Origin of the sequence: Sphingomonas phyllosphaerae (assembly GCF_029623345.1) — a bacterium.
Lineage (GTDB): Bacteria > Pseudomonadota > Alphaproteobacteria > Sphingomonadales > Sphingomonadaceae > Sphingomonas > Sphingomonas phyllosphaerae_C.
In genome coordinates this window covers 12,098-36,140 of the sequence record NZ_JAPYKH010000012.1, presented here as the reverse complement: position 1 = coordinate 36,140, position 24,043 = coordinate 12,098, and the positions used below count along the sequence as shown (strand labels likewise).

Below are 24,043 nucleotides of genomic sequence, written 5' to 3'. Positions count from 1 at the left end.
CTCCACCACGCCCTTCGGCGCGGTCCCCCTCCCCTTATAGGGGAGGATTTAAGAGGGCCGAGCGGCCGTAGCCCTACTCGTCCGCGCCCGCGTCCTCCGCACCCTCGGCCTCCCCGCCGCGCTCGAACCATGCCTCGACCGGGCCAGTGAGCTTGATCGTCAGCGGGCGGCCGTGGCGATCGACCTTCTTGCCGAGCGCGACGCGGATCCAGCCCTCGGAGATGCTGTATTCCTCGACGTCGCGGCGCTCCACGCCCTTGAAGCGGATGCCGACCCCGCGCTGGAGCGCGGCCTGGTCGAAATGCGGGCTCGACGGATCGATCGAGAGGTGGTCGGGAGGCGTGTCGGTCATGGCGCGGCGCCATGCCGCAGAACACGCGCGCAGGCCAACAAAAAAGCGGCGCGGGATCGCTCCCGCGCCGCGCGCGATGGGTCAGTAGCCGTAGCCGTAATAGCCGGGCGCCCGGTAATCGCGATAATAGCCGCGCGGCTCGTAGTAATACGCCCGGGGCGGCGGCGCATATTCGCGGTAATAGACGCGCGGCGGCGGCGCCGGGTAATAACCGCGATCGTAATAGCCACGATCGGCGTAATAGCCGCGGTCATAGCGGTCATAGTACCGATCGCGGTTGTTGCTCGACGCGATCGCCGCGCCCAGCCCCAGTCCGATCACGCCGCCGATCAGCGCGCCCGCGGCGGTGTCGCCGCCGCGATCGCGATGGCGCCAGTAGCGCTGCGCCTCGGCCGGCGCGGCGCTGGTCAGCGCGGTCGCCGCTAAAACGGTGGCGAGTCCCGCCTTCTTCCACAGTCCCGACATCTCAAGACCTCCTCAACTCGGTTCGCATGATGGGTCCAACGCAGAGTGATGCGAGCCTGTTGCGGTAGTTAGCCGAGTCGCGGTGAACCGTGCCGGAATGTGGCATTCATCGGACGTCTAGGTGGCGAGCGCGCTTGGGCGGTCCACGCCCGATCGCTCAGCCCGCGCGCCGCGCCGAGAAGAAGCCGCGGAGCAGTGCCGCCGACTCACCCGCGCCGATACCCGTGTAGACCTCCGGGCGATGGTGACAGGTCGGCTGCGCGAAGAAGCGCGCCCCGTGCTCCACCGCGCCGCCCTTGGCGTCATCCGCGCCATAATAGAGCCGCGCGATACGCGCATGCGCGATCGCACCGGCGCACATGGCGCAGGGCTCGAGCGTCACCCACAAGTCGCAATCCTCCAGCCGCTCGCGGCCGAGCGCGCGCGCGGCAGCGCGGATCGCGAGCATCTCGGCGTGGGCCGTGGGGTCGCACAAAGCGCGCGGCGCGTTGGCCGCCACGGCGACGACCTGGTCGCCGCGCACCACCACCGCACCCACCGGCACCTCGCCGTGCGCCGCGGCGTCGCGCGCGGCATCGAGCGCCTGACGCATAGCGGGGGGCAGCGGAAACATGCCGGCGCGCCTAGCGTGCTGCGCGCACCTCCGCCAGCCCGAGCGGCCTGACGCCGCTAAACCTCAATGCTGTTCGCCGGGCTTCTGGATGTCGACCTTGGGCACCTCGACCGTCTTGTTCTCGGTTCCGACGCTGACCTTGGCGACGTCCGCCTCGAACTTGGGTGCCTGCCCACCCTCAAGCCGCGGCAGCTGCGCGGTCTGCGTCTGATCGAACTTGACGAAACCCAGCATCATCGCGGCGAGCAGCACCAGGGCCGCGATCCCCACCAGAGCGAGCAACATGCGCATGTAATATCCTCCCGGTCGGTACGTTACCGCAACAACGTTCTTGCCGCTACAACGCTCCGTCGGGAGCGAGGTTGCCGCTGGCCCGGGATGGCCGATCGCGTGATCGCTTGACCGATCGGCCGCCGCGGGCTATCGCGCCCCACTTTCCGGGCAACCGATATTCAGGATCGATCACATGTCGCGCATCTGCGAGCTGACCGGCAAGGGCCGGCAGGTGGGACACAACGTCTCCCACGCCAACAACAAGACCAAGCGCACGTTCCTGCCTAACCTGCAGAACGTCACGCTGCTGTCGGACGCGCTGGAGCGTTCGGTGTCGCTGCGCGTCTCGACCCACGGGCTGCGCTCGGTCGAGCACAACGGCGGGCTGGACAATTGGCTGGTCAAGACCTCGGACGACAAGTTGTCGCTCAAGGCGCGCCGCCTCAAGCGCGATGTCGTGAAGAAGCTCGCCGCCGCCGTCGCGGCCTAATCCGCTTCTCCGGTCCGATCGATCGCGGCCCGCCGTACCCGTGACGGCGGGCCGCTTCGCGTGCGCGGCTCAGCCGAGCCAGCGGAACTTGGCGAGCACGGTCGGGCGCCAGCGATTGGTGTCGTTGTCGGTCACCAGCCACAGCATCGTCACGCCTTGCTCGACCGTGGCGGCGATCCCTTCCGCATTCTCGTGCGCCATCACTGCGCTGATATCGGCCACTACGGGTCCGCTGAGCAGCGCGCCCGGCCGGATCGACTCCCGCGCGATCCGCACCAGCACCGAGTCGAATCGCAGCGGCGGGAAGTGCCACCGCCGGTTGAGCACAAGCAGGTCGCCGTTCGGCAGCACCGTCGCGTCGCTCGGCGCGAAGCCCGCGGGGGGTTGATAACGCAGCGCCGCACCGACGGCGCCGGGCGCGGTGGGATCACCGTCGAACAGCAGCGCGCCGCGCGGCTCGCGCATGTTGCGCCAGCCCTCCTGGATCACGAGGAAGCGACCGTCGTTCAGCCGGACGAGCGACTCGGGACCGGTATTGTCCCCCCAGTGCCGCATCGCTGTCGGCGCCACGGTCGCGGTGGCATGCTCGAGGTCGGGGGCGTAGCGCCAGATCGCATTGACTCGCTCGTATCCCACCCAGGCGACCGCGGTGGCTCGATCGAGCACCAGCGACTCGGTATCGCGGTCGAGCTTCATCCAACCGGTGCCGGGCCCGTCGCGGAGCGAGATGATCGCGCGCCGCTCGATCCGGCGACCGGCGATGCTGAGGCGCAGGAACTGGCCGCCATCGCTGAGCAACACCGCCTCGTCGCCGCGCAGCGCCAGAGCGGAGAAGCCGCCGAAATCGCGATCGTCCGACTCGAGCGACAGTGCCCCGATCGGTGCCAAGAGACCGACTCGGCGCGGTAACCCGCCGGCGGGGACGATCGCCCGGGCGCGCAGCGTGGCGCCGGGCGCGATCAGCGGCAGCCGCGCCTCGCCGGCCCAGCCCGGCACCAGCAGCAGCACCGCCAGCAGGGAGAGAAACCAGCGCATCGCGGCGCTCTACGGGACGCACGCCGCCGGGGAAAGGAGGATGAACCTTCGATAACGGACGCATTCAGGGTCGGCTCAATGCGACTCGAGCATAACCACATCATCGACGGGGAGCCCCGCCGACCGGAACAAGCAAACGGGAGATGACAGATGTTCAAGAATCTCGCTCTGGCTGGCGCCGCGCTCGCGATGGGTACCGCCGCGATCGCGCCAACTGCCGCCGATGCACAGCGTTACTATGGCAGCCGTTATGATCGCGACTATCGGGACAATCGTTACGAACGCAGCAGCTACCGCGACTATGACCGCCGCGGTGACTCGCGTCGGTACAATTACAACCAGCGCTGCTCGGGCGGCACCACCGGGACGGTGGTCGGTGCGATTGCGGGCGGACTGCTCGGTCGGGTGATCGACTCGCGCGGTGACCGCACGCTGGGCACGGTGCTGGGTGGCGTCGGCGGCGCGGTCGCGGGCAATGCGATCGAGAAGTCGAACAACCCGCGGTACTGCCGTTAACTTCTTGCGGTTATTGGGGCGGGCGTGGCCGAGCGGCCTCGCCGTCCAGACCGCCACGAGTTCCCTCGCGTAGAGTAGGAGGGCGCGGGTCCGGTACCTTCGGGTGCCGGACCCGTAGTCTTATGGTGGCGGCCACCTTATTGATAATGACCGAGCCGCTCGAACCCCGTGTTGGCCTTCGCCATCCTCATCAGCTTGCGGATCTGCCCGCGCGCGTGACGGTCGAACTTGCGATCGTCGTAGACGCCGCGCCAGATGAACTCGTCCTTGTCCTGCAGTGCCTTGAGCGCGGCGGTCAGCGAGTCCTGGGTGTCGCTCGCCGCGCCGCGCAGCAGCGCTGCGCACACCATCTCCTCGGCCGCGGCCTGGTCGCAATCGTCATGGCCAACGCGGCCGTGGCGCTCGGCGGTGACCTGGTCGGCGCGTGCCGCCGCGACTCGGCGCTCGAGCCAGGTGCGCACCGCCGCGCCGTCCCACGCCGCCGCCATCACGCCACCTCCGTGTTCGCGACGAGCACGCGCGCGATCTCGTCCTCACTCAGGCCGAACACGGCGGCCAGACCGGCGACGCTCGCACCGCGCGCCGCGAGCGTGCGAATCCGCTCGCCGTCGACCAGCGTGGCATAGCCGCTGACGTCGCGGTCCTGCCGCACCACGTCGCGCCGCCCCGAACCGCGCTTGCGCTCGGCCGCGGCGCGATGCGGGTCGCGCTCGGCCAGCGCCGCCGCGGCGTCGGAGCGCGTGCGGCGCGCCGCCTCGCGCTCCTGCGCCTGCGCCGCGCGCGTGGCAGCGCGCGACTCGAGCCGCGCCGACATCGCTTCCGCCCGCTCGGCCGCGCGCGCCTCGCTCGACCCCGCGCGCTCGTCGGCGCGGGTGGCGGCGTCGCGGCGTCCGCCCGCTGCTCCGCCGAGGTTCCAGCTGCTGTCGACCAATACTCGCTCCACCGGCGCCTCGCGCGCCGCGGTCCGCTCGTACGGCAGGACGCCGCTCGTTTGAACCCCGCCGTGCTCCTGCGCACGCCGGCGCCCGGCGCCGCGAGCACCTTCTTGGCGGCACCGGGCTCCGGCGTTCGCCGGAGTACGGCTCAGCCTGGACGAGTCGCCGCCACCGCGCCGCTGCCACGCGACTGTCGCTTTAGCCGGCGCGACGCGGTACGGAGCGCGCCATGCATTTCCTCGATCAGGCAAAGATCTTCGTGCGCTCGGGCGCGGGCGGCCCCGGCGCGGTCAGCTTCCGGCGCGAGAAGTACATCGAATATGGCGGCCCCGACGGCGGCGACGGCGGCAAGGGCGGTGACATCATCTTCGAGGCGGTTGCCGGGCTGAACACGCTGATCGACTTCCGCTACACCCAGCATTTCCGCGCCCCGCGCGGCACCGGCGGCTCGGGCAGCAACCGCACCGGCGGCGGCGGCAAGGACCTCGTCATCAAGGTGCCGGTCGGCACGCAGGTGCTCGCCGACGACGAGGAGCGCACGCTGCTGGCCGATCTCACCAAGGTGGGCGAGCGAATTGTGTTCCTGCGCGGCGGCGACGGCGGTCGCGGCAACGCCAGCTACAAGACCTCCACCAACCGCGCGCCGCACCAGCACGGCACCGGCTGGCCGAGCGACGAGGCGTGGGTATGGCTGCGGCTCAAGCTGCTCGCCGATGCCGGGCTGGTCGGGCTGCCCAATGCGGGCAAATCGACCTTCATCAACCAGGTCACCAACGCCCAGGCGAAGGTGGGCGCCTATGCCTTCACCACGACTCGCCCGCAGCTCGGCGTGGTACGCCACAAGCAGCGCGAATTCGTCGTCGCCGATATCCCTGGGCTGATCGAAGGCGCTGCCGAGGGCGCGGGCGTCGGCGACCGCTTTCTCGGCCATATCGAGCGCTGCCGCGTGCTGCTCCATCTCGTCGACGCTAATGACGACGACGTGGCGGAGAGCTATCGCATCGTGCGCGACGAGCTCGCGGCCTATGGCGGCGGGCTCGAGGACAAGCCGGTGGTGGTCGCGCTCAACAAGATCGACACGCTCGATGACGAGCTGATCGCGGCGCTGGCGGCGGAGCTGGAAGAAGCGAGCGGCGCCGAGGTGATCCCGCTCTCGGGCGCGAGCGGCGTTGGCGTCGACTGGGCGCTCGACAAATTGCTCGAGGCGATCCCGACGAGCGAGTCGCCGGTCGATGACGACGGCGAGGAGGAAACGCTGGAATGGTCGCCGCTGCGGGGGTGAGGCTGGAACGTTAGCGGTCATCGTCCGCCTCCCTGCCGTCATCCCGAATTAAGCCCGGGATGACGGCAGTGGTGGGTCGATTGTTCGTGAGGATAACGCGCCGCGTTTATGCCGCTATGATGGGGAAGGTATGTCCCCGCGCATCATGCCGATCTACGCCTCGCTCACCGCCGAGCGCTTCCTCGCGATCGAATTCGGCGAGGAAAAGACGGAACTGGCCGCGGCGTCATCCGGATCATCACCGGCGCGACCAAGCGCCACGTCGAGGTGGCGGGAAACGTCCTGACCCATCTCGCGACCAGCCTACGCGGTTCGGGCTTTACGGCCTGTTCCTCGCAGCTGGCAACGCGCACCGGCGACCTTTCGGTACGCCGGCCGGATGTCGCGATCTTCCCCGGCAAAAGTGGCCAAGCCTACGACAACGAACGCGCCTTCACCGACCCGCGCGTTCTGTTCGAGGTGCTCTCCGGCAGCACCGCGCGCACCGATCTCACCGTCAAGCTGGAGGAGTACAGAGCCTTGCCGAGCGTCGACACGATCGTGTTCGTCGACATCGCGGCCGAGCGCCGGCGCGTGCTCCAGCGCACCGGGCCGCGCGCGTGGAGCGACGTCGCGCACGACGCGCCCGCCGACCTCGCGCTGCCCGCGCTCAACCTCACCCTTCCCCACCCCGAGATCTTCGCGCGCGATTGAGCCCGGCGCACGCGCGCGCTACCGCTCGCCGCGCCATGTCGCTGTTCCCGCCCGCCACCTGCCCGCGCCTGATCGTCAAGATCGGCTCGGCGCTGCTCGTCGACGACGTCGGCGGGGTGCGCCGCGCCTGGCTCGAGACGATCGCCGTCGCCATCGCCGAGCGCGTCGCGGCGGGACAGCAGGTGGCGGTGGTCTCGTCAGGCGCGATCGCGCTCGGTGCACGCCGGCTCGGGCTCGCCAAGGGCGGACGCGCCAGCCTGGAGGACGCGCAGGCCGCCGCCGCCACCGGGCAGATCGCGCTCGCCGGCGTGTGGGCCGCGGTGCTGGGCGCGCGCGGGCTGACTGCGGCGCAGATGCTGGTGACGCTCGGCGACCTGGAGGAGCGGCGCCGCTACCTCAACGCCGCCGCGACGCTCAACCGCTTGCTCCAGCTCGGCGTCGTGCCCGTGATCAACGAGAACGACTCGGTTGCCACCGAGGAGATCCGCTTCGGCGACAACGACCGGCTCGCCGCGCGCGTCGCGCAGGCGGCGGGTGCGCAAGGCGTGGTGCTGCTGTCCGACGTCGATGGCTTGTACGACCGCAACCCCGCGCTGCCCGGCGCGCAGCACATCGCGCGGGTCGAGCGGATCGATGCCGCGATCGAGGCGATGGCGGATCGCGGCTCGGCCTCGGGCATGGGCTCGGGCGGGATGGTCTCGAAGATCGCCGCGGCGCGGATCGCCAATGCCGCGGGCGCGGCGCTCGCGATCGCCTCGGGCCGCGCCGACTCGCCGCTGTCGGCCGCGGCGCGCCACACGCTCTTCGTTGCCGAGCGCGCCGCACCCGCGCGCAAAGCCTGGCTCGCCGGCGGGCTGACCGCGCGCGGCGCGCTCCACGTCGACGCCGGCGCCGTGCGCGCGCTGAGCGAGGGCCGCAGCCTGCTCGCCGCCGGCGTTACGCGGGTGGAAGGAGAGTTCGCGCGCGGCGATCTCGTCACCATCGAGGGACCCGCGGGGACGATCGCGCGCGGCCTCGCCGAATATGACGCGAGCGAGGCAACGCGGCTGCTCGGTCGGCGCAGCGACGAGCAGGCGGCGATCCTCGGCTACGCCCCGCGCGCCGCGCTGGTACACCGCAACCACATGGCGCTGCTGTGATCCTGGCGCTTACCGGGGCGACCGGCTTCGTCGGGGGGGCGCTGTTGGAGCAGGCGCTCGCCGCGGGGCACCAGGTACGCGCGCTGGCGCGGCGGACACAGCCGGAGCGCGAGGGCGTGACCTGGGTGGCCGGCGCGCTCGACGAGGCGGCGGCGCTCTCGGCGCTGGTCTCGACCGCGGACGCGGTGGTCCATGTCGCCGGGGCGGTGAACGCGCCCGATCGCGCCGGTTTCGCCGCCGCGAACGTTGAGGGCACCCGTGCCGTCGTGGAGGCCGCCAAGGTCTGGGGTGTCGCCCGCTTCGTCCACGTTTCCTCGCTCGCCGCGCGCGAGCCGACGCTCTCGAACTATGGCTGGTCCAAGGCCGGCGCCGAGGCCGAAGTCGCCGCCAGCGGGCTAGACTGGACGATCGTCCGGCCGCCCGGCGTCTATGGCCCCGGCGACATGGAGCAGCGTGACCTCTTTCGCGCCGCCCGTCGCGGCGTGGTGCCGCTGCCGCCAAACGGGCGGCTCTCGATCATCCACGTCGACGACCTCGCGCGACTGCTGCTGACGCTTGCCGAGCAGCCGGGCGCGGGCGCGCACGCCATCTACGAGCCCGCCAGTCCCGACGGCGCGCTGCGCTACACCGATTTCGCGCGCGCGATCGCCGCCGCGGTCGGCCGCCGCGCGCTGCCGCTGCCGCTGCCCGCCGCGCTGCTCCGGCTCGCCGCGCGCGGCGACGCGCTGGTCCGCGGCGTGAGGGCCAAGCTCACCGCCGACCGCGTCGCCTATATGGTCCACCCCGACTGGACCGCCGATCCCGCCAAGGCACCTCCGTGGGAGCTGTGGCAGGCGCGGATCGGCGCGGCGGACGGGCTGGCCGCCACGGCGCGATGGTATCGTGCCCAGGGCCTGCTATAGCGCGGCCCGACATCCGCCGCATTTCAAGGCCACAGCCGAGCCCATGACCGACCGCAGCACGATCCTCGACACGCTCCGCACGCAGATCGAACCCTTCAACAAGAAGGGCATCGGGATCACCGAGGCGACCACCTTCCAGGGCGATCTGGAGTGGGACTCGCTCACCGTGATGGACTTCGTCGCCGCGATCGAGGACGAGTTCGACATCATTATCACGATGAACATGCAGGCCGAGATCGAGACCGTCGGGCAGCTCGCTGACGCGGTCGAGAAGCTGCGGGGCTGATCGCGATGACCGAGACCGGCCTCCAGCCCGAGGCATTGCCCGAAACCGTCGCGCCCGCACCCACCGCGCACGATCTGTTCGCCAAGTTCGATCCGCTGATCGCCGAGCGCGACAAGCTGATGTCTTCGGGCGTTCGCGATCCCTTCGGCATCGTCATGGAAGAGGTGCGCTCGCCCACCACCGCGGTGATCCGCGGGCAGGAGACGATCCTGCTCGGCACCTACAATTACATGGGCATGACGTTCGACCCCGACGTGATCGCGGCGGGCAAGCGCGCGCTGGAGCAGTTCGGCAGCGGCACCAACGGCAGCCGCATGCTCAACGGCACCTTCCGCGACCATGTCGACGCCGAGGACGCGCTGCGCGAGTTCTACGACGCCGAGCACGCCATGGTCTTCTCGACCGGTTATCAGGCCAATCTTGGCGTGATCTCGACGATCGCGGGGCGTGGCGAATATGTCATCCTCGACGCCGACAGCCACGCCTCGATCTACGACGGCTGCAAGATGGGCGACGCCGAGATCGTCCGCTTCCGCCACAATTCGGTCGAGGATCTCGACAAGCGCCTCGGCCGCCTGCCCGCGGCGCCGGGGAAGCTGGTGGTGCTCGAGGGCGTCTATTCGATGCTGGGTGACATCGCGCCGCTGCGCGAGATGGTCGCGGTGGCGAGGAAGCACGGCTGCATGGTGCTGGTCGACGAGGCGCACTCCATGGGCTTCTTCGGCGAACACGGCCGCGGCGTGTACGAGGAGCTGGGCCTCGCGCTCGGCGACGACGTCGATTTCGTGATCGGCACCTTCTCCAAGTCGGTCGGCACCGTCGGCGGCTTCTGCATCTCGAACCATCCCAAGTTCGAGGCGCTGCGCCTGTCGTGCCGGCCTTATATCTTCACTGCCTCGCTGCCCCCCTCGGTGGTAGCAACCGCCGCCACCTCCGTGCGCAAGCTGATGCACGCGCACGACAAGCGCGCGCGGCTATGGGACAATGCGCGGCGACTGCACGGCGGCCTGAAGACGCTGGGCTTCCGGCTCGGCACCGAGGCGCCTGATTCGGCGATCGTCGCGGTGATCCTGGAGGATCAGGAGCAGGCGGTGGCGATGTGGCAGGGCCTGCTTGAGGCCGGGCTGTACGTCAACGTCGCGCGACCGCCGGCGACGCCTGCGGGCACCTTCCTGCTGCGCTGCTCGATCTGCGCCGAGCATAGCGCGGAGCAGATCGAACGTGTGATCGCGATGTTCGCCGCCGCGGGTCAGCAGGTGGGGGCGATCGCGGCGGCCTGAACGAGGTGCTTTAACCTTTGGTAAGGTAAACGGCGGTAAATAGCCGCCGGTGACCGACGACGACGCCGAGCGCGGGGGCCCGACCTCCACCTGGGGCACGATCGCCCTGTGGGTGATGGGGCTGCTGGGCGTCGCGGTGCTCGCCGCCCTGCTGCTGACGTTGCGCGAGGCCAATCACCGCCGCGACGACGCGCTGGCGGCGCAGCGCCACAGCTACGACGTGATGATCCTGGTCCGCACGCTGCAGGGCACGATCGCGCGCTCCGAGGCGTCGCTCGGCCGCTACGTCATCTCGGGCGATCAGCAGCTCGGCCGGCTCTACTTCGAGGACTGGCGCCGCGCCGCCGAGACGATCGACCGGATCGAGAAGCTGACGCACGACAATGCCATCCAGTCGCGTCACCTCGCCGAAATCCGCAACGCCTTCGGCGAACGCGGCGACGAGCTCGCGCTGATCGCGCTCAACACCAACTATCGCAAGAACAACCAGGCGCTCGCGCGCTATTATCGCAGCAGCAAGGCCGACTCGTTGACGCGGATCAACGAGGGGCTCGATTCGCTGGTGGCGCAGGAGCGCGCGTTGCTCGAGGCGCGCACCAGCCACGCCCAGGCCTCGGTGAGGCGATCGAGCATCATCGCCAAGGTGCTCGCTGCCTTCGGGCTGCTGCTGGTGGTCGGGGTGATCTGGCTCGGCTGGGCGGTCGTCTTGGCGCTGTCCGAGCATGCGGTGGCTCGCGCCGAGGCCGACGCGCAGCGCGACCGTGCGGAGGAACTCGCCAGCGCGGTGGCGCAGGCCACCGAGGAGCTGCGCGTGCAGGAGGCGCGCCTGCGCCAGATTCAGAAGATGGAGGCGGTAGGCCAGCTGACCGGCGGCATCGCGCACGATTTCAACAATATGCTCGCGGTAGTGCTGGGCGGGATCGAGCTGGCGCAGCGCGCCGTGACGATCGATCCGAAGACCGCCGCGCGCCATCTCTCGAGCGCGCACGACGGCGCGCAGCGCGCCGCCGCGCTCACCCAGCAGCTGCTCGCCTTCGCCCGCGAGACCGCGATCAATCCCGAGCCGATCACCGCCGCGCCGCTGTTCGAAGGGCTCGCCGACCTGATCGGGCGCACGCTGGGCGACGGCGTCACCGTCCGCTTCGGCGACGAAAGCGACGGCTGGTGCACGCGCGCCGACCGGGTTCAGCTCGAGAATTCGCTGGTCAACCTCGCGGTCAACGCGCGCGACGCGATGGAGGGGCGCGGCACGCTCACCGTGCGCGCGCTGCGCCGCACCGTCGCCGGCGAGGATTATCTCGCGTTGGCGGTGAGCGACACCGGCTGCGGCATGACGCCCGCGGTGGTCGAGCGCGTGTTCGAGCCCTTCTTCACCACCAAGCCGGTGGGCAAGGGCACCGGGCTGGGGCTGAGCCAGGTCTTCTCCTTCGCGCGCGGGCTCGGCGGCGACGTGTCGGTCGATTCGGTGGTGGGGCTCGGCACCACCGTGACGCTGCTGCTGCCGCGCGAGCGCGCGTCGACCGCGGCGGCGGCGCCGTCCACCCCCGTCGCCGTGCCGCCGGTGGCGCCCATGCAGAACCCGGCCGGCCTGCACATCCTGGTGGTGGAGGACGACCCCCGCGTGCTGCCCGCGACGATGGATGCGCTCAGCGAGCTGGGGCATCATCCCCGCGCGTGCGACGACCCGACCCGCGCCGCCGCGCTGCTCGCCGGGATGGACCAGGTCGACCTGATCCTCTCGGACGTGCTGATGCCGACGCTGACCGGCCCCGAGATGGTCGCCGAGCTGGCGGCGACCCACGCGCGCGTGCCGGTGCTGTTCGTCACCGGCTTCGCGGGAGGCGCCGACGAGGCGATTGACCTCGGCGGCCGCCCGGTACTGCGCAAGCCGTTCACCCTTGCGGGGTTGGAGCGCGCGGTGGCGCAAGCCGCCGTCGCACGGAGGGAAACGCTCGCGGCGGCGTGAATCGGCAAGATCCTCCCCGCTCAGCGGGGAGGGGACCAGCCGAAGGCTGGTGGAGAGGGCTCTCCGCAGACGCCATGCTGCTTCTAGGTGACCCAAACGGAAGCCTCCCTGCGCGGAGCGCCCTCCACCACCGGCTTCGCCGGTGGCACCCCTCCCCGCCATGCGGGGAGGATCTTACGGTTAGCCCCGCCCCACATTCCCGTGCACCGCCACGCTTTTCGAGGCTGACGCGCGCGCCGCGGGCCCGTATAGCCGCAGCCTCACCAGGGCCTTCACCGCCCGACGCCACGGGGCAGCGCCGCACCTTGTTCACCTCGATCGACCGCTACATGGCCCGGCTGATCGCGCTCCCGCTGTTCGCCACGCTGCTGATCGCCTCGATGCTGCTGATCCTCGACCGGATCGGCCGCCTGTTCGACTTCGTCATCACGCAGGGCGGCCCGGTCAGCGTCGTCTGGAAGATGCTGGCCAACCTGCTGCCCGAATATCTCGGCCTGGGTATCCCGATCGGGCTGATGCTGGGCGTACTGCTCGCCTTCCGCCGCATCGCCACCTCGAGCGAACTCGACGTGATGCGCGGCGTCGGCATGAGCTACTCGCGGCTGCTGCGCGTGCCCTATATGTACGCGATCATTCTCGCCGCGCTGAACATCGCGATCGTCGGCTATGTCCAGCCGTTGGCGCGCTACAATTACGAGAAGCTGCGCTTCGAGCTACGCACCGGCGCGCTCGGCGCCTCGATCAAGGTCGGCGAGTTCACTCATCTCGGCGATCGCATCACGCTCCGCATCGAGCGCAGCCAGGACAGCGGGCGTCGGCTCTCGGGCATCTTCCTCCACGCGCTGACTCCGCGCAACGACTGGGCCGGCGTCACCGCCGAGACCGGGCAGTTCCTCGCCACCGACGATCCCAACGTGATCATCTTTCGGCTCACCGACGGCACGCTGATCCACAACCGTCCCGATTTCCCGACGCCGCGCGTGCTGACCTTCAGCTCGCACGACCTGCCGATCGACCTGCCGCGCTTCGAGAGCTTCCGCACCCGCGGTGGCAAGAACCTGGAATATACGCTGCCCCAGCTCGCCCAGCTCGGCCATGCGCGCAACGCCAGCGAGGCGCAGCGCGACGGCAGCCGGGCCGAGTTCCACTTCCGCGTCGTCGAGGTGGCGATGATGTTCCTGCTGCCGCTGCTCGCGGTGTCGCTCGGCGTGCCGCCGAAGCGCTCCAGCTCGGCGCTGGGCGTGTTCCTGTCGATCGTGATGGTGGTGACCTATCACAAGATCAACCAATATGCCGCCGCGGTGGGCGAGCGCGGCGCGGTCGACCCGCTGATCGCGCTCTGGGCGCCATTCCTGCTGTTCGGCGCGCTGATCCTGTGGATGTATTACACGCTCGCTTATGTCCCGGGCGGCCAGCCGATCGGCGCGCTCGAGCGCTTCTTCGGCAAGGGCTGGGCGATGATCGCGCGCTACCTGCCCGGTCGCCGTCGCAAGGAGGCACGCGCGTGAGCGCCTTCTTTCCCTCGCGCACCGTCGCCGTCTACATGGCGCGGCTGTTCCTCACGCGCACCTTCGGCATCCTGTTCGGGCTGGTACTGGTGCTGCAGACGCTCGATCTGCTGAGCGAGAGCGGCCGCATCCTCGCCACCACGGGGAACGGCGATGCCGAGGTGTGGCGCTACGTCTCGTTGCGCGCACCGCAGATCATCTCGACCTTCCTGCCCTTCTCGGTGCTGCTCGGCACCGTGCTGACGCTGATCACGATGAACGCCAACAGCGAGGTGGTGGCGCTCAAGGCCTCGGGCCTCTCGGCGCACCAGGTGCTGGCGCCGCTGGTGATCGCCAGCGTCGGCATCGCGCTCGTCACCTTCGCCTTCAATGATCGCATCGTCAGCCGCGCCACCGCCGAGCTGAGCGCGTGGCAGAAGGTCAATTACGGCGCGATGCCGCTCGACCGTGGCGACCGCGCCAACGTCTGGGTTCGCGCCGACAACAACCTGATCTCGGCGGACCGGATCAGCGGACGCGGCGAGGCGGCGCGGCTGGGTGGCGTCACCGTCTACGAGCGCAACCCCGATGGCGGGCTGCGCGGGCTGATCACCGCGCCCAACGGCCTGCGCCAGGGCGACGGCTGGAAGGTGTGGCCGGCCAAGCGCTTCGACGTCGCCTCGGGCGCGCTCACCCCGCTCGGGACAATGGTGGTGGCGCGCGGCGTCACGCCCGACCAGTTCACGCTCGCCAACGTCGATGGTGACGCTTTGTCCTTCACCGGGCTGCGCGCTGCCATTTCCGACCTGGAGGAGGCGGGGCGGCCGACCAAGTCGCTCGAAGGCGTGCTGTGGCACAAGCTCTCGGGGCCGCTGTCCTCGGTGCTGATGCCGCTGCTCGGCGCGGTGGCGGCGTTCGGTATCGCGCGATCGGGCGCGCTGTTCGTCCGCGCGGTGATCGGCATGGCGCTCGGCTTCGCCTATTTCATGGCGGACAAGTTCGCGCTGGCAATGGGCAACCTCGGGGCCTACCCGCCCTTTCTCGCCGCCTGGGCGCCGTTCCTGCTGTTCCTGCTGATCGGCGAGGCGGTGTTGTTGAGGACGGAGGAGTAGGAGGCGCGGTCGCTTGCCAGTGCTCCCGCGAAGGCAGGAGCCTAGGGCGGCGAACGATGGGCTCCGTGGGCCTGCGCCCCGCGTCGCAGGGACGCGCGATCAAGATGGCGCTCTTACCTCTCCACTGGCGTCATCCTGAACTCGTTTCAGGATCCGCAGGCGCCGGGGCCGTTGAGTACGGGAGTGGGTGGACCCTGAAACAAGTTCAGGGTGCCGGAAGAAAGAAGGCGGCAGGTCGCGCTGCCGCCCGCTTTCCTCACCGCCCCCGCATCGTCGCCGCGGCCAACTTGCCCACAAGTCCCGGCAAGCCGGCGTAATTCGCTTTGTGAAAGGGCGAATCCTGCTCGAGGACCTTGGAGATGCGCCGGTGCGCCTCCGCCAGAGCGTGATACGGCAGGCCCGGCAGCAGGTGGTGCAGCGCGTGGTAGCGCAGCCCCACCGGCGCCCACAGCACCGGCAGCAGCGCGGGCGGCGGCACGTTGACCGTATCAAGATACTGGGCGGTGACGCTCATCGGCTCGCCCTCATTCTCCCACAGATGCGCGACCAAAGTACGCACCTGGTTGATCAGCGCGACGCCCGAGCCGACCGCCAGGAAGATCGCGAACGCCTTGAGTGACACCACGCCGGTCGCGGTCAACGCGAGCAACGCGATCGCCCAGAGGCTGGTGACGATCTCCCAGCGGGTCCAGCGCGCCCTCTCCTCGCCCTGCGGCGCACGGCGACGGAAATGCGGGTTGATCGACAGCGCCGAGTAGCGCGCCACCACTGCCTCGCGCAGCCGCGGCAACAAAGCCGACAGCGGCGCGAGCAGCGCGTAGCGGATCAGCAGACCAATCGGCGCCAGCGCCGACACCAGGATGAAGACCGGCAGGGTCCACGGCCGCATCAGCGCCAGCGGAAGATACTCGGGATCCTCCGAGGTGCCGTAGCGCGTCTTGGCGTGGTGCAAGTTGTGGACGCCCTCGTACATGAAGGACGGGATCATCATCGGCACCCCGACCAACGCGTTCCAGCCGGCGCGGAAGCCCGGCACCGCGGCGTGCTTGATGTGGCTGATCTCGTGGATCATGCTCATGCCGCGATACAAGGCGAGCACCGCGACGACCCCGGCCAGCACCGCCAGGCCGGCCGACGCGACGGTCGTCGCGACCGCGAGCGCGGCGTAGCCGACCACCGCGGAGCCGATCAGGTCGGCCCAGTAGATTGCGGGACGCGGCTGCACGAGGTCCCGGGTGAGCTCGGCGGCGGCACGCAGCATCGCCTTGTCGTCCGCGATTGCCGCGCGTGGCGCGACGGGCGCGGCAGCCGCGCTCTCGCCCCGGCTCTCGAAGGTCATCGTGTCCATGGCGCTGTTCATTGCCCCAACATAGTGGCGACAGCGTGACCTTTACAGGACGCGCGCACTCCCCGTTGCCAGTAAAAGCTCGCTCGCTATGATCGGTTTCTCCGTTTACGGGCGAGCGCCATGTCCGATCTCTCCATCACCCCGGTCACCACCAAGAGCGAGCGCAAGGCGTTCGTCGACCTTCCCTTCCGCCTCTACGCCGACGACCCTCACTGGGTGCCGCCGCTGAAAGGCGAGGCGCTGGGGCTGATCACGCCGGAGAAGAACGGCTGGTTCAGCCATGCCAAGACGCAGCTCTTCCTGGCGCGGCGCGACGGCCGCGTTGTCGGGCGCATCTCGGCGCATATCGACACGCTCGCGCTCGAGATGCCTGCTGCGCAGGGCTTCGGCCCCGGTGTCGGGCAGTGGGGCCTGATGGACGCGGAGGACGAGGACATCTTCCGCGCGCTGCTGCAACGTGCCGAGGCGTGGCTGCGCGAACAGGGCATGGTGCGCGCGCTCGGTCCTATCAGCATGTCGATCTGGGAGGAGCCGGGACTGCTGATCCAGGGCTTCGACCAGGCGCCGACGGTGATGATGGGGCATCACAAGCCGGCGTACCGCGAGTGGATCGAGCGCGCCGGCTACCAGCCGGTCAAGCAGCTGGTCACCTACGAGCTCGACATCACCCAGGAGTTCCCGCCGATCGTGAAGCGGATCATCCGCTCGGGCGAGAACAACAAGAGCATCGTCGTGCGCGAGGTCAACAAGAAGCGGTTCGACGAGGAAGCCGCGATCATCCTCGAGATCCTCAACGACGCCTGGTCGGACAATTGGGGGTTCGTGCCGCTCACCCCGCCCGAAATCAAGGACGTTGGCGTCAAGCTCAAGCCGATCGTGTTCAACGACCTGATCCGCATCGCCGAGGTCGACGGCCGGCCGGTGGCGTTCATGATCACCTTGCCCGACCTGAACGAGGCAATCCGCCCGCTGAACGGCAGCCTGCTCCCGTTCGGCTGGGCCAAGTTGCTCCTGTGGCTGCGCAAGCCGCGCGTGCGCACGATGCGTGTGCCGCTGATGGGGGTGCGCAAAGAGCTGCAATCCTCGCGGCTGGCCAGCCAACTAGCCTTCATGATGATCGAGGCGATCCGCAAGGCGTCGGTGGCGAACTACGGCGCCTCGCGCGGCGAGATCGGCTGGATCCTTGACGACAACCAGGGAATGAACTCGATCGCCACGGCGATCGATAGCCGCGTCAACAAGGTCTATCAGGTCTACGAGCGGACGCTCTGATTCGACGCGAGCCGGCGGCGCCGCGCGCCTCAGCCGGCGCGGCGCCGCCCCCTCCCGTCCGCCCGTTGGCGGCGGTCACAGCTTCTCGGGAACCTTGACGCCCAGCTCCTTCCACTCGGCGCGCGTGTGGCAGACGCGCTGGATGATGTGCGAGCCGGTCGCCTCGGTGTTGTAGCAGTAGCGCGTGTTGGGGTTGCGCACCTTGACGCCGCCCTCGCCCTGGGTCGCGACCGTGGCGGCGCTCGTGGTGGTGGCGACTGCGGCCGGGCTGGTCGGCTCGGCCTGCGCGGGGGCGACGAGGGTCAGGCTGGTGAGAGCGGCGACGATCGTGACGTTCATGGCGGTGTCTCCCTGCCCCGTTGATCGGGGACGCCCAATGCTTTGCAGACACCGTGCCATTCGGTTTTTTTGCCGCTTTATCAACGGCTTACTTGTTTCGCTCGGGCTGCGGCGCGAGGGCCGCCGCCGACATCCGGCGGATTACGCCAGAAAATGGCGAGCCCTTGTGAATAGGCGCGTCGACCCCATCTCATATGCACTATTCAGATCTGACCATGCGAGCCTGGATAGCTGAGAGACCGAACGCGCTCCCGCTTGCACGCAGGGAGACCGACATGGACCTTAACGAACTCTACTCACATCATCAGATATCGATCGCGCGTGCGTCGGACACCGGCAGCGCAAACGGTCGCGACGCCTATCGGATCTGCGCCAAAGGCTATGCCGCGCGGATCGCCGACGTGCAGTGGCTCGCCGGCGTGGTCCGCCCGACCGTGGTGGTCGGCGCGTGAGCGACCAGCCGCAGCCCGCCCCGCGCCCGCCGCGCCGCCCCTATTTTCGGCCCGCCAGCAGCGTCCCGAAGCTGTCGCCCGAGAGCGCGGCGCGCGAGAGCCAAGTGGTCCGCGCGGCGACCGAGCGGCTCGGCCTCGCCGGCGCGATGGCCTTTCTCAACGCCGATGTCGGACTGGGTGCTCGCCCGCTCAAGCTCGCCGCGGCGAGCGACGAGGGTGCGCGGCAGGTGCTCGACCTGATCGCGGTGCAGGAGCCTGACGCGGCGGCATAGCTTCGGCGACGTAGGCGTTTCCATTTCCCGGCGTCACCCTGAACTCGTTTCAGGGTCCACCGTGCGGATCACCACTCAGAGGCCGCGATGGAGGCAGATCGGTGGATCCTGAGACAAGCTCAGGATAACGCCGAAAAAAAGAGAGAGGTCGCCCCTGCTCAGAACAGGAACGCGCCGCCCAGTACCAGTCGTACGTCGGGCGAGTCATGGTTCAGCCCCGCGACCGCGAGCAGGTCAATCTGCGTCCGCTTGGTCGGCTGCCACGCCAGCGACCCCGCCGCGAGCGTCTGCGTGACATGGCCCGAGGGATCGTCGTCGCGCTCGACCGAGAACTCCGCCACCGTGGTGAGACTGTCGGTGAGCGCATAGCCCAGGCCGACGACGCCGCTCGCGTCGAAATGCCGGCCTCCGCCCTCCTCGTTGGCGGCCGCGGTGGCGCGGCCGGTGAAGTCGAGGCTCCATTTCTCGTTCATCTGCCAGAACACCGGCGCAATCACCCCTGCCGACCAGTCGCCGTCGCCGATGCCGCTGCGGCCGGTCGGGAGAGTCACATAGGGCTGGATCGCGGACGATAGCGCGCGCCCGTCAGGGTGGCTCAGCGCGTAGCGATAGCCGATCGTCGTGTCGCCAGCCCCCCATTTTCGTGAGACGGCGCCGGTGACCTTGTCGCGCGTGCGCAGCGTGCCCAGCGGCGTGAACTCGACCTGCAGCTCGCTGTCGCGCGTCACGCCGATCCGTGCCGTGACGTCGCCGAAGAGCGTGAGGTCCTCGCGTGCGTCACCACTGTCGTCGCGCTGCCAGTCCACGCCCGATAGCTCCACCTGCACCTGCCCCGGCATGGTGACACAGCCGCTCGCGCCGAGGGACGGCCGGTTGGGGCAGAACCGCTCGGTGACCGGCTCGTCCTGCGCGGACGCAGGAGCGGCCACGAGCAGCAGCCCGGCGGCGAGCAGGCCCGCGCGGATCATCGCAGCCGCACCCAGGTGGGCGCGTGGTCGCTCGCTTTCTCGCGCCCGCGATATTCCTTGTCGACACCGGCCTCGACCAGCCGGTCGGCCACCGCCGGGCTAAGCAGCAGGTGATCGATGCGGAAGCCCGCGTCGCGTTGCCACGCGCCCGCCTGATAGTCCCAGAAGGTCCAGACGCCGCCGCGAGGATGGCGCGCGCGCAACGCGTCGGTCCAGCCCTGCGCGACCAGCGCGCGATAACCCTGGCGGCTCTCGGGCTGCATCAGCGCGTCGCTTGCCATCGCGCGCACGGAGAAGACGTCGTCGTCATTGGGTATGACATTATAGTCGCCCGCCAACACCGCGGGAACTTCGCTGGCGAGAAGCTGCGCCGCGCGCGCGCGCAGCCGCTCGATCCAGCGCAGCTTGTAGTCGAACTTGGGACCGGGCTGCGGATTGCCGTTGGGCAGATAGATCGACGCGACGGTCAGCCCGGCGACGTCGCACTCGAGGTAGCGGCTGTGCTCGTCCTCGGGCTCGCCCTCCAGCCCGCGCTGGCGCTCGACCGGGTCGGCACCGCGCGCGAGCACCGCGACGCCGTTGAACCCCTTTTGCCCGTGCCACACCGCGCCATACCCGGCGCCGCGCACCTCCGCCTCGGGGAAGGTCTCGTCGCTCGACTTGAGCTCCTGAAGGCACACCACGTCGGGCTGCGCCTCCTCGAGATACTCGAGCAGCCGCGGCAGCCGCGCCTTGATGCCGTTGACGTTGTAAGTGACGATCTTCACCCGCGACGATCTATCGCGCCGCGATCGCTTTGTCTCGCCCCGCGCGTGCCTTAGACCGAGAAGCTGGTGCCGCAGCCGCAACCGCTCGCAGCCTGCGGATTCTCCACCTTGAACGAGGCGCCGCCGAGCGACTCGATATAGTCGACGCTGGCGCCGCGGACGAGATCGAGGCTGACGTCGTCGACCACCAGCCGCACCCCGTCCGTCTCCACCACCAGGTCGCTCGCCTCCGGCACGTCGGCGAAGCCGAAGCGGTACTGGAACCCCGAGCAGCCGCCGCCCTCGACCGCGAGGCGCAGGATCGCGGGCTTGTTCTGCCGCGCCGCGATCGCCGCGACGCGCGCGGCAGCGGCGGAGGTGAGCGCAATATCGGGTGCAAGCGTGGCCATGCGCATAAGATAGGCGTGGGCAGCGGCGGGGGGAAGGGGCGCGGCGGACGACGTCTTCCCGACCTCGCTTCGGGCGTCGTCGCCACGCTCACGTCGCAACGCCCACACGCGTCATCCCCGCCCTGCGCCCGGATCCATGATCCCGCGAAAACAACGCCTTCAGCAGGGGCGGGGCGTTGGCTTCCGGATAAAGCCCCGGCTGACGGGAATTTGCCTCGGTGGAAAGGCTCTCCGCCGCCACACCACGACAAAGGGCCGGCCCGCGTGGCGCGGCGCCGGCCCCCCTCCCCTCTCAAGCGAGGCGATTAGTCCTGCGGCACGGGACCCGAGGTCGACACGGGGATCTGGCCGACGGCGCGGTCCTGCGCGGCCATCAGATAGTCGGCGGTGGTCAGGAACGGCACGGGGTTCACCGCATGACCGTCGATCCGTACCTCGTAATGGAGGTGCGGGCCGGTCGAGCGCCCGGTCGAGCCCATCAGCGCGATCAGCTGGCCGCGCTTCACGCGCGTATTGTCAGAGACGAGGATCTTCGACAGATGGCCGTAACGCGTGGCGATGCCCTTGCCGTGGTTGATCTCGACCATGTTACCATAGCCGCCCTGGCGGCCGGCGTGGCTGATCACGCCGTCGGCGGTGGCGTAGATCGGCGTGCCGCTCGGCCCGGGGATGTCGACCCCGGCGTGCATCGCCGCGGTGCCGCGGAACGGATCGCTGCGGATCCCGAAATTGCTGGTGAACTGCAGCTTCTGCACCGGCTGCACCGACGGAATCGCGATCACGCCCTGCTCGAGCCGGTCAAGCTTCTTCCAGCTCATGAACAAAGAGCGGAACTGTTGGTCGGCGGCGAGATCGGCACGGGCCTCGGCGCTGCTGGCGTCGACCAGCGGGCCGCCCATCGCACTGCCCCTCTTCGCAAGGCGCGCGGTGGAGATGCCCAGCTTGCGGACTGTCTTGGCAGTCGCGGCGTAGCGCTGGTCAAGCTCACGCTGCGCTACCGCGGCGAGCTCGGCCTGGCGCGTCTCGACCCGGAGGAAGGGCTTGATCGTGTCGGCAGCGAGGCGAGTGGCGTCGGGGTCGATCGCCAGCGTCGCGCGCGCCAGCTCGCGGCTCTCGCCCTCGCCGGTCAGCGCGGCGGCGAGCAGCGCCTGGCGCTGCTCGATGCGGCTGGCGTGAAGCTCGGCGGTACGGCGGATCGTGGCGACACGGCTCTGGAGCTGGGTGACCTTCTGCTCCATCTTGGCCAGCTTGTGCTCACTGGTCGGCACCGGCTTGAGCCCGGTCGCGACCGCGACCTGCTGACTGGCGGCGACGGCGCCGTAGCCGGCGAGGCCCAGGACCATCGCGGCGCCACCGCGTACCATCAGGCGGCGTGTGCCATCAGCGACGCGCAGGCGATCGAGCGGGCGCGCGGCCGGCGTGAGAGCGGTGTCGTTCATCGAACCCCAGATCAAAGACTGCGACCGGGCGGCGGGCTGCCGCGCGGCCTTCCCCTTTTCTCGTACTGCCACCCCGGAGACGAAGCCTCCCAGGCACAAAGGTTTGTGACCTGAGCAGGGTTAATCGGGCAAGAGCAGCGGCGTCAGAGCGCGCCCGATCGACGGAGAGACGCGGCGAGTCGTTGTAATTCGCCGAGTCGAGTAGGGAGCGATCGCGTGATTTACGTGGGTTGCGAGTGATTCTTGGTGGCGGATCGGCGCGAGTGACTGGCGCACGACGGCGGGTTTGCTCCAATGTGGAGCGGTAGCGCGCCTTCGGATGCTGCGGTGATCGGACGCGGCAGAGGCATGACAATTCTTGTTGTTATCCCGAACGTGTCTCAAGGCGGCTGCGGTTGTCATCTGGCTCCCGCAAGTTCGCGGGAAGGTGTGTCTGGATTCGTCGATGCGATGGCAGAGGGCTCGCCATAGCTCACCCGTCATTCCGGACTAGGTCCGGGATCCACCGTCCCGCCTGCTCAGCAAGCGTGTTGATAGGGCAGCCCGAGCCACCGCCACCCCTAGCCCCACCAGGCGCCACGTGCCACGGTGCGTCCCATGTGCCGCGTCAGCACCTTGCCCTCTCGCGCTCGGGGCCGCGCCCGATGAGCGACGCGCCCGAGCAGCTGACGCTCGATCTCGAGGGCTGGGAAGGTCCGCTCGACCTGCTGCTGTCGCTCGCGCGCGCGCAGAAGGTCGATCTGCGCGAGATATCGATCCTCGCGCTGGTCGAGCAATATCTCCGCTACGTCGAGCGCGCGCGCGTGCTCCAGCTCGAGCTCGCCGCCGATTATCTCGTGATGGCGGCGTGGCTGGCCTATCTCAAGTCGGCGTTGCTTCTGCCGCGCGACCCCGAGGTGGAGCCCGACGCCGACGAGCTGGCGATGCGGTTGCAGCTGCGGCTCGAGCGGCTCGACGCCATGCGCGACGCCGGCGCGCGGCTGATGGCGCGCGACCGGCTCGGGCGCGACGTGTTCCGACGCGCCGCGCCCGAAGGACTGCGGGTGGTGCGCAAGGCGCAGTGGACGGCCGATCTCTACGAGCTGATGACCGCCTATGGCCGCGTGTCGGCGCGGTCGCGCCCGGTGATGCATGTCGTCCACGACCGCGAAGTGATGACGCTGGAGGCGGCGATCGCGCGCGTCGCGGCGCTGGTCGGCAGCGCGATCGACTGGCGCTCGATCGAGGCTTTTCTGCCGGAGCAGGCGAGCGTCGCGCTGCGTCGTTCGGCGCTGGCGTCGAGCTTCCTCGCTGCGCTCGAGCTGGCGCGCCAGGGGCGCGTCGAGCTGCGGCAGGAGGCGCCGTTTGCCCCGCTGTACTTGCGGCGGCCGGCGGCGTGAGCGCCGCGATCGAGCGCGCGGTCGAAGCGGTGCTGTTCGCCAGCGCCGAGCCGCTCTCGCTCGACTCGCTGCGCGCCTATGTCGGCAACGGTGACGGCAGCAGCGACGTACGGGCCGCGATAGCCGCCGTCGCCGAGCGCTACCGCGGCCGCGGCGTCGAGCTCGTGGAGCGCGGCGGACGCTGGCATTTCCAGACCGCGCCCGATCTCGCGCATCTGCTGCGCCGCGATCGCGAGGAGGTGCGCCGGCTCAGCCGCGCCGGGATCGAGACGCTCGCGATCATCGCCTATCACGAACCGGTCAGCCGCGCCGAGATCGAAGCGATCCGCGGCGTCCAGGTCGCCAAGGGGACGCTTGACGTACTAATGGAGGCGGGCTGGGTCCGACCCGCCGGGCGGCGCGACGTGCCCGGTCGCCCGCTCACCTACGCAACGACCCCCGAGTTCCTGTCCCATTTCGGGCTGACGAGCCGGCGGGACCTGCCCGGCCTCGACGATCTGCGCGCCGCCGGGCTGCTTGATCCGGTCGATCTCGCCTTCGAGCAACTCGCGGTGGAAAAAGACGCCGACGACGACTAGATGACACACAATTA

30 protein-coding genes are annotated in these 24,043 nt (G+C 69.6%); 17 read left to right on the top strand and 13 right to left on the bottom strand.

Annotation, left to right across the window (positions count from 1 at the left end; all coding sequences use genetic code 11):
- Positions 1-73 precede the first annotated feature (73 nt).
- The 4 genes from QBJ89_RS12670 to QBJ89_RS12655 form a co-directional block, all read right to left on the bottom strand.
- Positions 74-352 carry a DUF3297 family protein gene (locus QBJ89_RS12670; RefSeq protein WP_277980845.1) on the bottom strand — a complete coding sequence of 93 codons (279 nt, stop codon included), beginning with the start codon at positions 350-352 and terminating at the stop codon, positions 74-76.
- Positions 353-433: 81 nt separating this feature from the next.
- Complete coding sequence (locus tag QBJ89_RS12665) at positions 434-817, bottom strand: hypothetical protein (protein WP_277980844.1); 384 nt, start codon at positions 815-817, stop codon at positions 434-436.
- Between the two features lie 157 nt (positions 818-974).
- On the bottom strand, positions 975-1,430 hold the full coding sequence (locus QBJ89_RS12660; RefSeq protein WP_277980843.1) for a nucleoside deaminase: 456 nt from the start codon (positions 1,428-1,430) through the stop codon (positions 975-977).
- A gap of 63 nt (positions 1,431-1,493) precedes the next feature.
- The gene (locus QBJ89_RS12655; RefSeq protein ID WP_223011192.1) at positions 1,494-1,721 is read right to left on the bottom strand and encodes a hypothetical protein; all 228 of its coding nucleotides are present in this window, start codon (positions 1,719-1,721) and stop codon (positions 1,494-1,496) included.
- Between the two features lie 175 nt (positions 1,722-1,896).
- Here QBJ89_RS12655 and rpmB point away from each other — a divergent pair, with 175 nt between their 5' ends.
- The gene (gene rpmB, locus QBJ89_RS12650; RefSeq protein WP_277980842.1) at positions 1,897-2,193 is read left to right on the top strand and encodes a 50S ribosomal protein L28; all 297 of its coding nucleotides are present in this window, start codon (positions 1,897-1,899) and stop codon (positions 2,191-2,193) included.
- Positions 2,194-2,262: 69 nt separating this feature from the next.
- Here the strand turns inward: rpmB and QBJ89_RS12645 are convergent, their stop codons facing one another.
- Positions 2,263-3,228, bottom strand: coding sequence for an esterase-like activity of phytase family protein (locus tag QBJ89_RS12645; protein ID WP_277980841.1), 966 nt, complete (start codon positions 3,226-3,228; stop codon positions 2,263-2,265).
- Between the two features lie 150 nt (positions 3,229-3,378).
- On the opposite strand from QBJ89_RS12645, the gene QBJ89_RS12640 reads away from it, so the two are divergent.
- A complete protein-coding gene (locus tag QBJ89_RS12640) occupies positions 3,379-3,744 on the top strand; it encodes a glycine zipper 2TM domain-containing protein (protein ID WP_223011195.1) in 366 nt (121 codons plus the stop codon).
- 137 nt (positions 3,745-3,881) lie between these two features.
- On the opposite strand, the gene QBJ89_RS12635 is transcribed toward QBJ89_RS12640, so the two are convergent.
- Together QBJ89_RS12635 and QBJ89_RS12630 are read right to left on the bottom strand one after the other, a co-directional pair.
- A complete protein-coding gene (locus QBJ89_RS12635; protein WP_277980840.1) occupies positions 3,882-4,232 on the bottom strand; it encodes a hypothetical protein in 351 nt (116 codons plus the stop codon).
- Complete coding sequence (locus QBJ89_RS12630) at positions 4,232-4,675, bottom strand: hypothetical protein (RefSeq protein ID WP_277980839.1); 444 nt, start codon at positions 4,673-4,675, stop codon at positions 4,232-4,234. Before QBJ89_RS12630 ends, QBJ89_RS12635 begins: the two co-directional genes overlap by 1 nt.
- 233 nt (positions 4,676-4,908) lie before the next feature.
- On the opposite strand from QBJ89_RS12630, the gene obgE reads away from it, so the two are divergent.
- The 10 genes from obgE to lptG all read left to right on the top strand — a co-directional run bounded on the left by obgE (position 4,909) and on the right by lptG (position 14,826).
- Complete coding sequence (gene obgE, locus QBJ89_RS12625; RefSeq protein ID WP_277980838.1) at positions 4,909-5,961, top strand: GTPase ObgE; 1,053 nt, start codon at positions 4,909-4,911, stop codon at positions 5,959-5,961.
- Between the two features lie 130 nt (positions 5,962-6,091).
- On the top strand, positions 6,092-6,247 hold the full coding sequence (locus QBJ89_RS12620; RefSeq protein ID WP_277980837.1) for a hypothetical protein: 156 nt from the start codon (positions 6,092-6,094) through the stop codon (positions 6,245-6,247).
- A complete protein-coding gene (locus QBJ89_RS12615) occupies positions 6,229-6,654 on the top strand; it encodes a Uma2 family endonuclease (protein ID WP_277980836.1) in 426 nt (141 codons plus the stop codon). The genes QBJ89_RS12620 and QBJ89_RS12615 overlap by 19 nt, the downstream gene beginning before the upstream one ends.
- 35 nt (positions 6,655-6,689) lie before the next feature.
- Positions 6,690-7,793 (top strand): glutamate 5-kinase, encoded by a 1,104-nt coding sequence (gene proB, locus QBJ89_RS12610; RefSeq protein WP_277980835.1) that lies wholly within the window; start codon positions 6,690-6,692, stop codon positions 7,791-7,793.
- Positions 7,790-8,695: an NAD-dependent epimerase/dehydratase family protein gene (locus tag QBJ89_RS12605; protein WP_277980834.1), complete on the top strand. Its 906-nt coding sequence runs from the start codon at positions 7,790-7,792 to the stop codon at positions 8,693-8,695. The genes proB and QBJ89_RS12605 overlap by 4 nt, the downstream gene beginning before the upstream one ends.
- Positions 8,696-8,738: 43 nt before the next feature.
- The gene (locus QBJ89_RS12600) at positions 8,739-8,981 is read left to right on the top strand and encodes an acyl carrier protein (RefSeq protein WP_277980833.1); all 243 of its coding nucleotides are present in this window, start codon (positions 8,739-8,741) and stop codon (positions 8,979-8,981) included.
- 5 nt (positions 8,982-8,986) lie between these two features.
- Positions 8,987-10,261, top strand: a complete 1,275-nt coding sequence (gene spt / locus QBJ89_RS12595; RefSeq protein WP_277980832.1) for a serine palmitoyltransferase — start codon at positions 8,987-8,989, stop codon at positions 10,259-10,261.
- Positions 10,262-10,310: 49 nt separating this feature from the next.
- On the top strand, positions 10,311-12,227 hold the full coding sequence (locus QBJ89_RS12590) for an ATP-binding protein (RefSeq protein ID WP_277980831.1): 1,917 nt from the start codon (positions 10,311-10,313) through the stop codon (positions 12,225-12,227).
- A gap of 329 nt (positions 12,228-12,556) precedes the next feature.
- Positions 12,557-13,735, top strand: coding sequence for an LPS export ABC transporter permease LptF (gene lptF / locus QBJ89_RS12585; RefSeq protein ID WP_277980911.1), 1,179 nt, complete (start codon positions 12,557-12,559; stop codon positions 13,733-13,735).
- Positions 13,736-13,770: 35 nt separating this feature from the next.
- Entirely contained in the window at positions 13,771-14,826 is a 1,056-nt protein-coding gene (gene lptG / locus QBJ89_RS12580) for an LPS export ABC transporter permease LptG (protein ID WP_347342832.1), read from the top strand.
- 256 nt (positions 14,827-15,082) lie between these two features.
- Here the strand turns inward: lptG and QBJ89_RS12575 are convergent, their stop codons facing one another.
- Positions 15,083-16,174: a fatty acid desaturase family protein gene (locus QBJ89_RS12575; RefSeq protein ID WP_277980829.1), complete on the bottom strand. Its 1,092-nt coding sequence runs from the start codon at positions 16,172-16,174 to the stop codon at positions 15,083-15,085.
- 120 nt (positions 16,175-16,294) lie between these two features.
- On the opposite strand from QBJ89_RS12575, the gene QBJ89_RS12570 reads away from it, so the two are divergent.
- Positions 16,295-17,446: an N-acetyltransferase gene (locus tag QBJ89_RS12570; protein WP_277980828.1), complete on the top strand. Its 1,152-nt coding sequence runs from the start codon at positions 16,295-16,297 to the stop codon at positions 17,444-17,446.
- Positions 17,447-17,521: 75 nt separating this feature from the next.
- On the opposite strand, the gene QBJ89_RS12565 is transcribed toward QBJ89_RS12570, so the two are convergent.
- The gene (locus QBJ89_RS12565; protein WP_277980827.1) at positions 17,522-17,785 is read right to left on the bottom strand and encodes a hypothetical protein; all 264 of its coding nucleotides are present in this window, start codon (positions 17,783-17,785) and stop codon (positions 17,522-17,524) included.
- Positions 17,786-18,060: 275 nt separating this feature from the next.
- Here QBJ89_RS12565 and QBJ89_RS12560 point away from each other — a divergent pair, with 275 nt between their 5' ends.
- Together QBJ89_RS12560 and QBJ89_RS12555 are read left to right on the top strand one after the other, a co-directional pair.
- A complete protein-coding gene (locus tag QBJ89_RS12560) occupies positions 18,061-18,237 on the top strand; it encodes a hypothetical protein (protein WP_277980826.1) in 177 nt (58 codons plus the stop codon).
- Positions 18,234-18,509, top strand: a complete 276-nt coding sequence (locus QBJ89_RS12555) for a hypothetical protein (RefSeq protein WP_277980825.1) — start codon at positions 18,234-18,236, stop codon at positions 18,507-18,509. Before QBJ89_RS12560 ends, QBJ89_RS12555 begins: the two co-directional genes overlap by 4 nt.
- Positions 18,510-18,667: 158 nt before the next feature.
- Here QBJ89_RS12555 and QBJ89_RS12550 read toward each other — a convergent pair whose 3' ends face one another.
- From QBJ89_RS12550 to QBJ89_RS12535, 4 genes are all read right to left on the bottom strand, one after another.
- Positions 18,668-19,477, bottom strand: coding sequence for a transporter (locus QBJ89_RS12550; RefSeq protein ID WP_277980824.1), 810 nt, complete (start codon positions 19,475-19,477; stop codon positions 18,668-18,670).
- Complete coding sequence (gene xth, locus QBJ89_RS12545) at positions 19,474-20,244, bottom strand: exodeoxyribonuclease III (protein ID WP_277980823.1); 771 nt, start codon at positions 20,242-20,244, stop codon at positions 19,474-19,476. Before xth ends, QBJ89_RS12550 begins: the two co-directional genes overlap by 4 nt.
- A 50-nt stretch (positions 20,245-20,294) precedes the next feature.
- Positions 20,295-20,633, bottom strand: a complete 339-nt coding sequence (gene erpA / locus QBJ89_RS12540; protein WP_277980822.1) for an iron-sulfur cluster insertion protein ErpA — start codon at positions 20,631-20,633, stop codon at positions 20,295-20,297.
- Positions 20,634-20,938: 305 nt separating this feature from the next.
- The gene (locus QBJ89_RS12535; RefSeq protein WP_277980821.1) at positions 20,939-22,072 is read right to left on the bottom strand and encodes a M23 family metallopeptidase; all 1,134 of its coding nucleotides are present in this window, start codon (positions 22,070-22,072) and stop codon (positions 20,939-20,941) included.
- A 644-nt stretch (positions 22,073-22,716) separates the two neighbouring features.
- Between QBJ89_RS12535 and QBJ89_RS12530 the strand changes: the two genes are divergently transcribed.
- Complete coding sequence (locus QBJ89_RS12530) at positions 22,717-23,451, top strand: segregation and condensation protein A (protein WP_277980820.1); 735 nt, start codon at positions 22,717-22,719, stop codon at positions 23,449-23,451.
- A complete protein-coding gene (gene scpB / locus QBJ89_RS12525; RefSeq protein WP_277980819.1) occupies positions 23,448-24,029 on the top strand; it encodes an SMC-Scp complex subunit ScpB in 582 nt (193 codons plus the stop codon). Before QBJ89_RS12530 ends, scpB begins: the two co-directional genes overlap by 4 nt.
- The last annotated feature ends 14 nt before the right edge of the window (positions 24,030-24,043 follow it).

Excerpts from the sequence above, each read along its gene's own strand:
- QBJ89_RS12670 (WP_277980845.1), bottom strand. The coding sequence starts at position 352 with ATGACCGACACGCCTCCCGACCACCTCTCGATCGATCCGTCGAGCCCG.
- QBJ89_RS12665 (WP_277980844.1), bottom strand. The coding sequence starts at position 817 with ATGTCGGGACTGTGGAAGAAGGCGGGACTCGCCACCGTTTTAGCGGCG.
- QBJ89_RS12660 (WP_277980843.1), bottom strand. The coding sequence starts at position 1,430 with ATGTTTCCGCTGCCCCCCGCTATGCGTCAGGCGCTCGATGCCGCGCGC.
- QBJ89_RS12655 (WP_223011192.1), bottom strand. The coding sequence starts at position 1,721 with ATGCGCATGTTGCTCGCTCTGGTGGGGATCGCGGCCCTGGTGCTGCTC.
- rpmB (WP_277980842.1), top strand. The coding sequence starts at position 1,897 with ATGTCGCGCATCTGCGAGCTGACCGGCAAGGGCCGGCAGGTGGGACAC.
- QBJ89_RS12645 (WP_277980841.1), bottom strand. The coding sequence starts at position 3,228 with ATGCGCTGGTTTCTCTCCCTGCTGGCGGTGCTGCTGCTGGTGCCGGGC.
- QBJ89_RS12640 (WP_223011195.1), top strand. The coding sequence starts at position 3,379 with ATGTTCAAGAATCTCGCTCTGGCTGGCGCCGCGCTCGCGATGGGTACC.
- QBJ89_RS12635 (WP_277980840.1), bottom strand. The coding sequence starts at position 4,232 with ATGGCGGCGGCGTGGGACGGCGCGGCGGTGCGCACCTGGCTCGAGCGC.
- obgE (WP_277980838.1), top strand. The coding sequence starts at position 4,909 with ATGCATTTCCTCGATCAGGCAAAGATCTTCGTGCGCTCGGGCGCGGGC.
- QBJ89_RS12620 (WP_277980837.1), top strand. The coding sequence starts at position 6,092 with ATGTCCCCGCGCATCATGCCGATCTACGCCTCGCTCACCGCCGAGCGC.
- proB (WP_277980835.1), top strand. The coding sequence starts at position 6,690 with ATGTCGCTGTTCCCGCCCGCCACCTGCCCGCGCCTGATCGTCAAGATC.
- QBJ89_RS12600 (WP_277980833.1), top strand. The coding sequence starts at position 8,739 with ATGACCGACCGCAGCACGATCCTCGACACGCTCCGCACGCAGATCGAA.
- spt (WP_277980832.1), top strand. The coding sequence starts at position 8,987 with ATGACCGAGACCGGCCTCCAGCCCGAGGCATTGCCCGAAACCGTCGCG.
- lptF (WP_277980911.1), top strand. The coding sequence starts at position 12,557 with ATGGCCCGGCTGATCGCGCTCCCGCTGTTCGCCACGCTGCTGATCGCC.
- lptG (WP_347342832.1), top strand. The coding sequence starts at position 13,771 with ATGGCGCGGCTGTTCCTCACGCGCACCTTCGGCATCCTGTTCGGGCTG.
- QBJ89_RS12575 (WP_277980829.1), bottom strand. The coding sequence starts at position 16,174 with ATGGACACGATGACCTTCGAGAGCCGGGGCGAGAGCGCGGCTGCCGCG.
- QBJ89_RS12570 (WP_277980828.1), top strand. The coding sequence starts at position 16,295 with ATGTCCGATCTCTCCATCACCCCGGTCACCACCAAGAGCGAGCGCAAG.
- QBJ89_RS12565 (WP_277980827.1), bottom strand. The coding sequence starts at position 17,785 with ATGAACGTCACGATCGTCGCCGCTCTCACCAGCCTGACCCTCGTCGCC.
- QBJ89_RS12560 (WP_277980826.1), top strand. The coding sequence starts at position 18,061 with ATGGACCTTAACGAACTCTACTCACATCATCAGATATCGATCGCGCGT.
- QBJ89_RS12550 (WP_277980824.1), bottom strand. The coding sequence starts at position 19,477 with ATGATCCGCGCGGGCCTGCTCGCCGCCGGGCTGCTGCTCGTGGCCGCT.
- erpA (WP_277980822.1), bottom strand. The coding sequence starts at position 20,633 with ATGGCCACGCTTGCACCCGATATTGCGCTCACCTCCGCCGCTGCCGCG.
- QBJ89_RS12535 (WP_277980821.1), bottom strand. The coding sequence starts at position 22,072 with ATGAACGACACCGCTCTCACGCCGGCCGCGCGCCCGCTCGATCGCCTG.
- QBJ89_RS12530 (WP_277980820.1), top strand. The coding sequence starts at position 22,717 with ATGAGCGACGCGCCCGAGCAGCTGACGCTCGATCTCGAGGGCTGGGAA.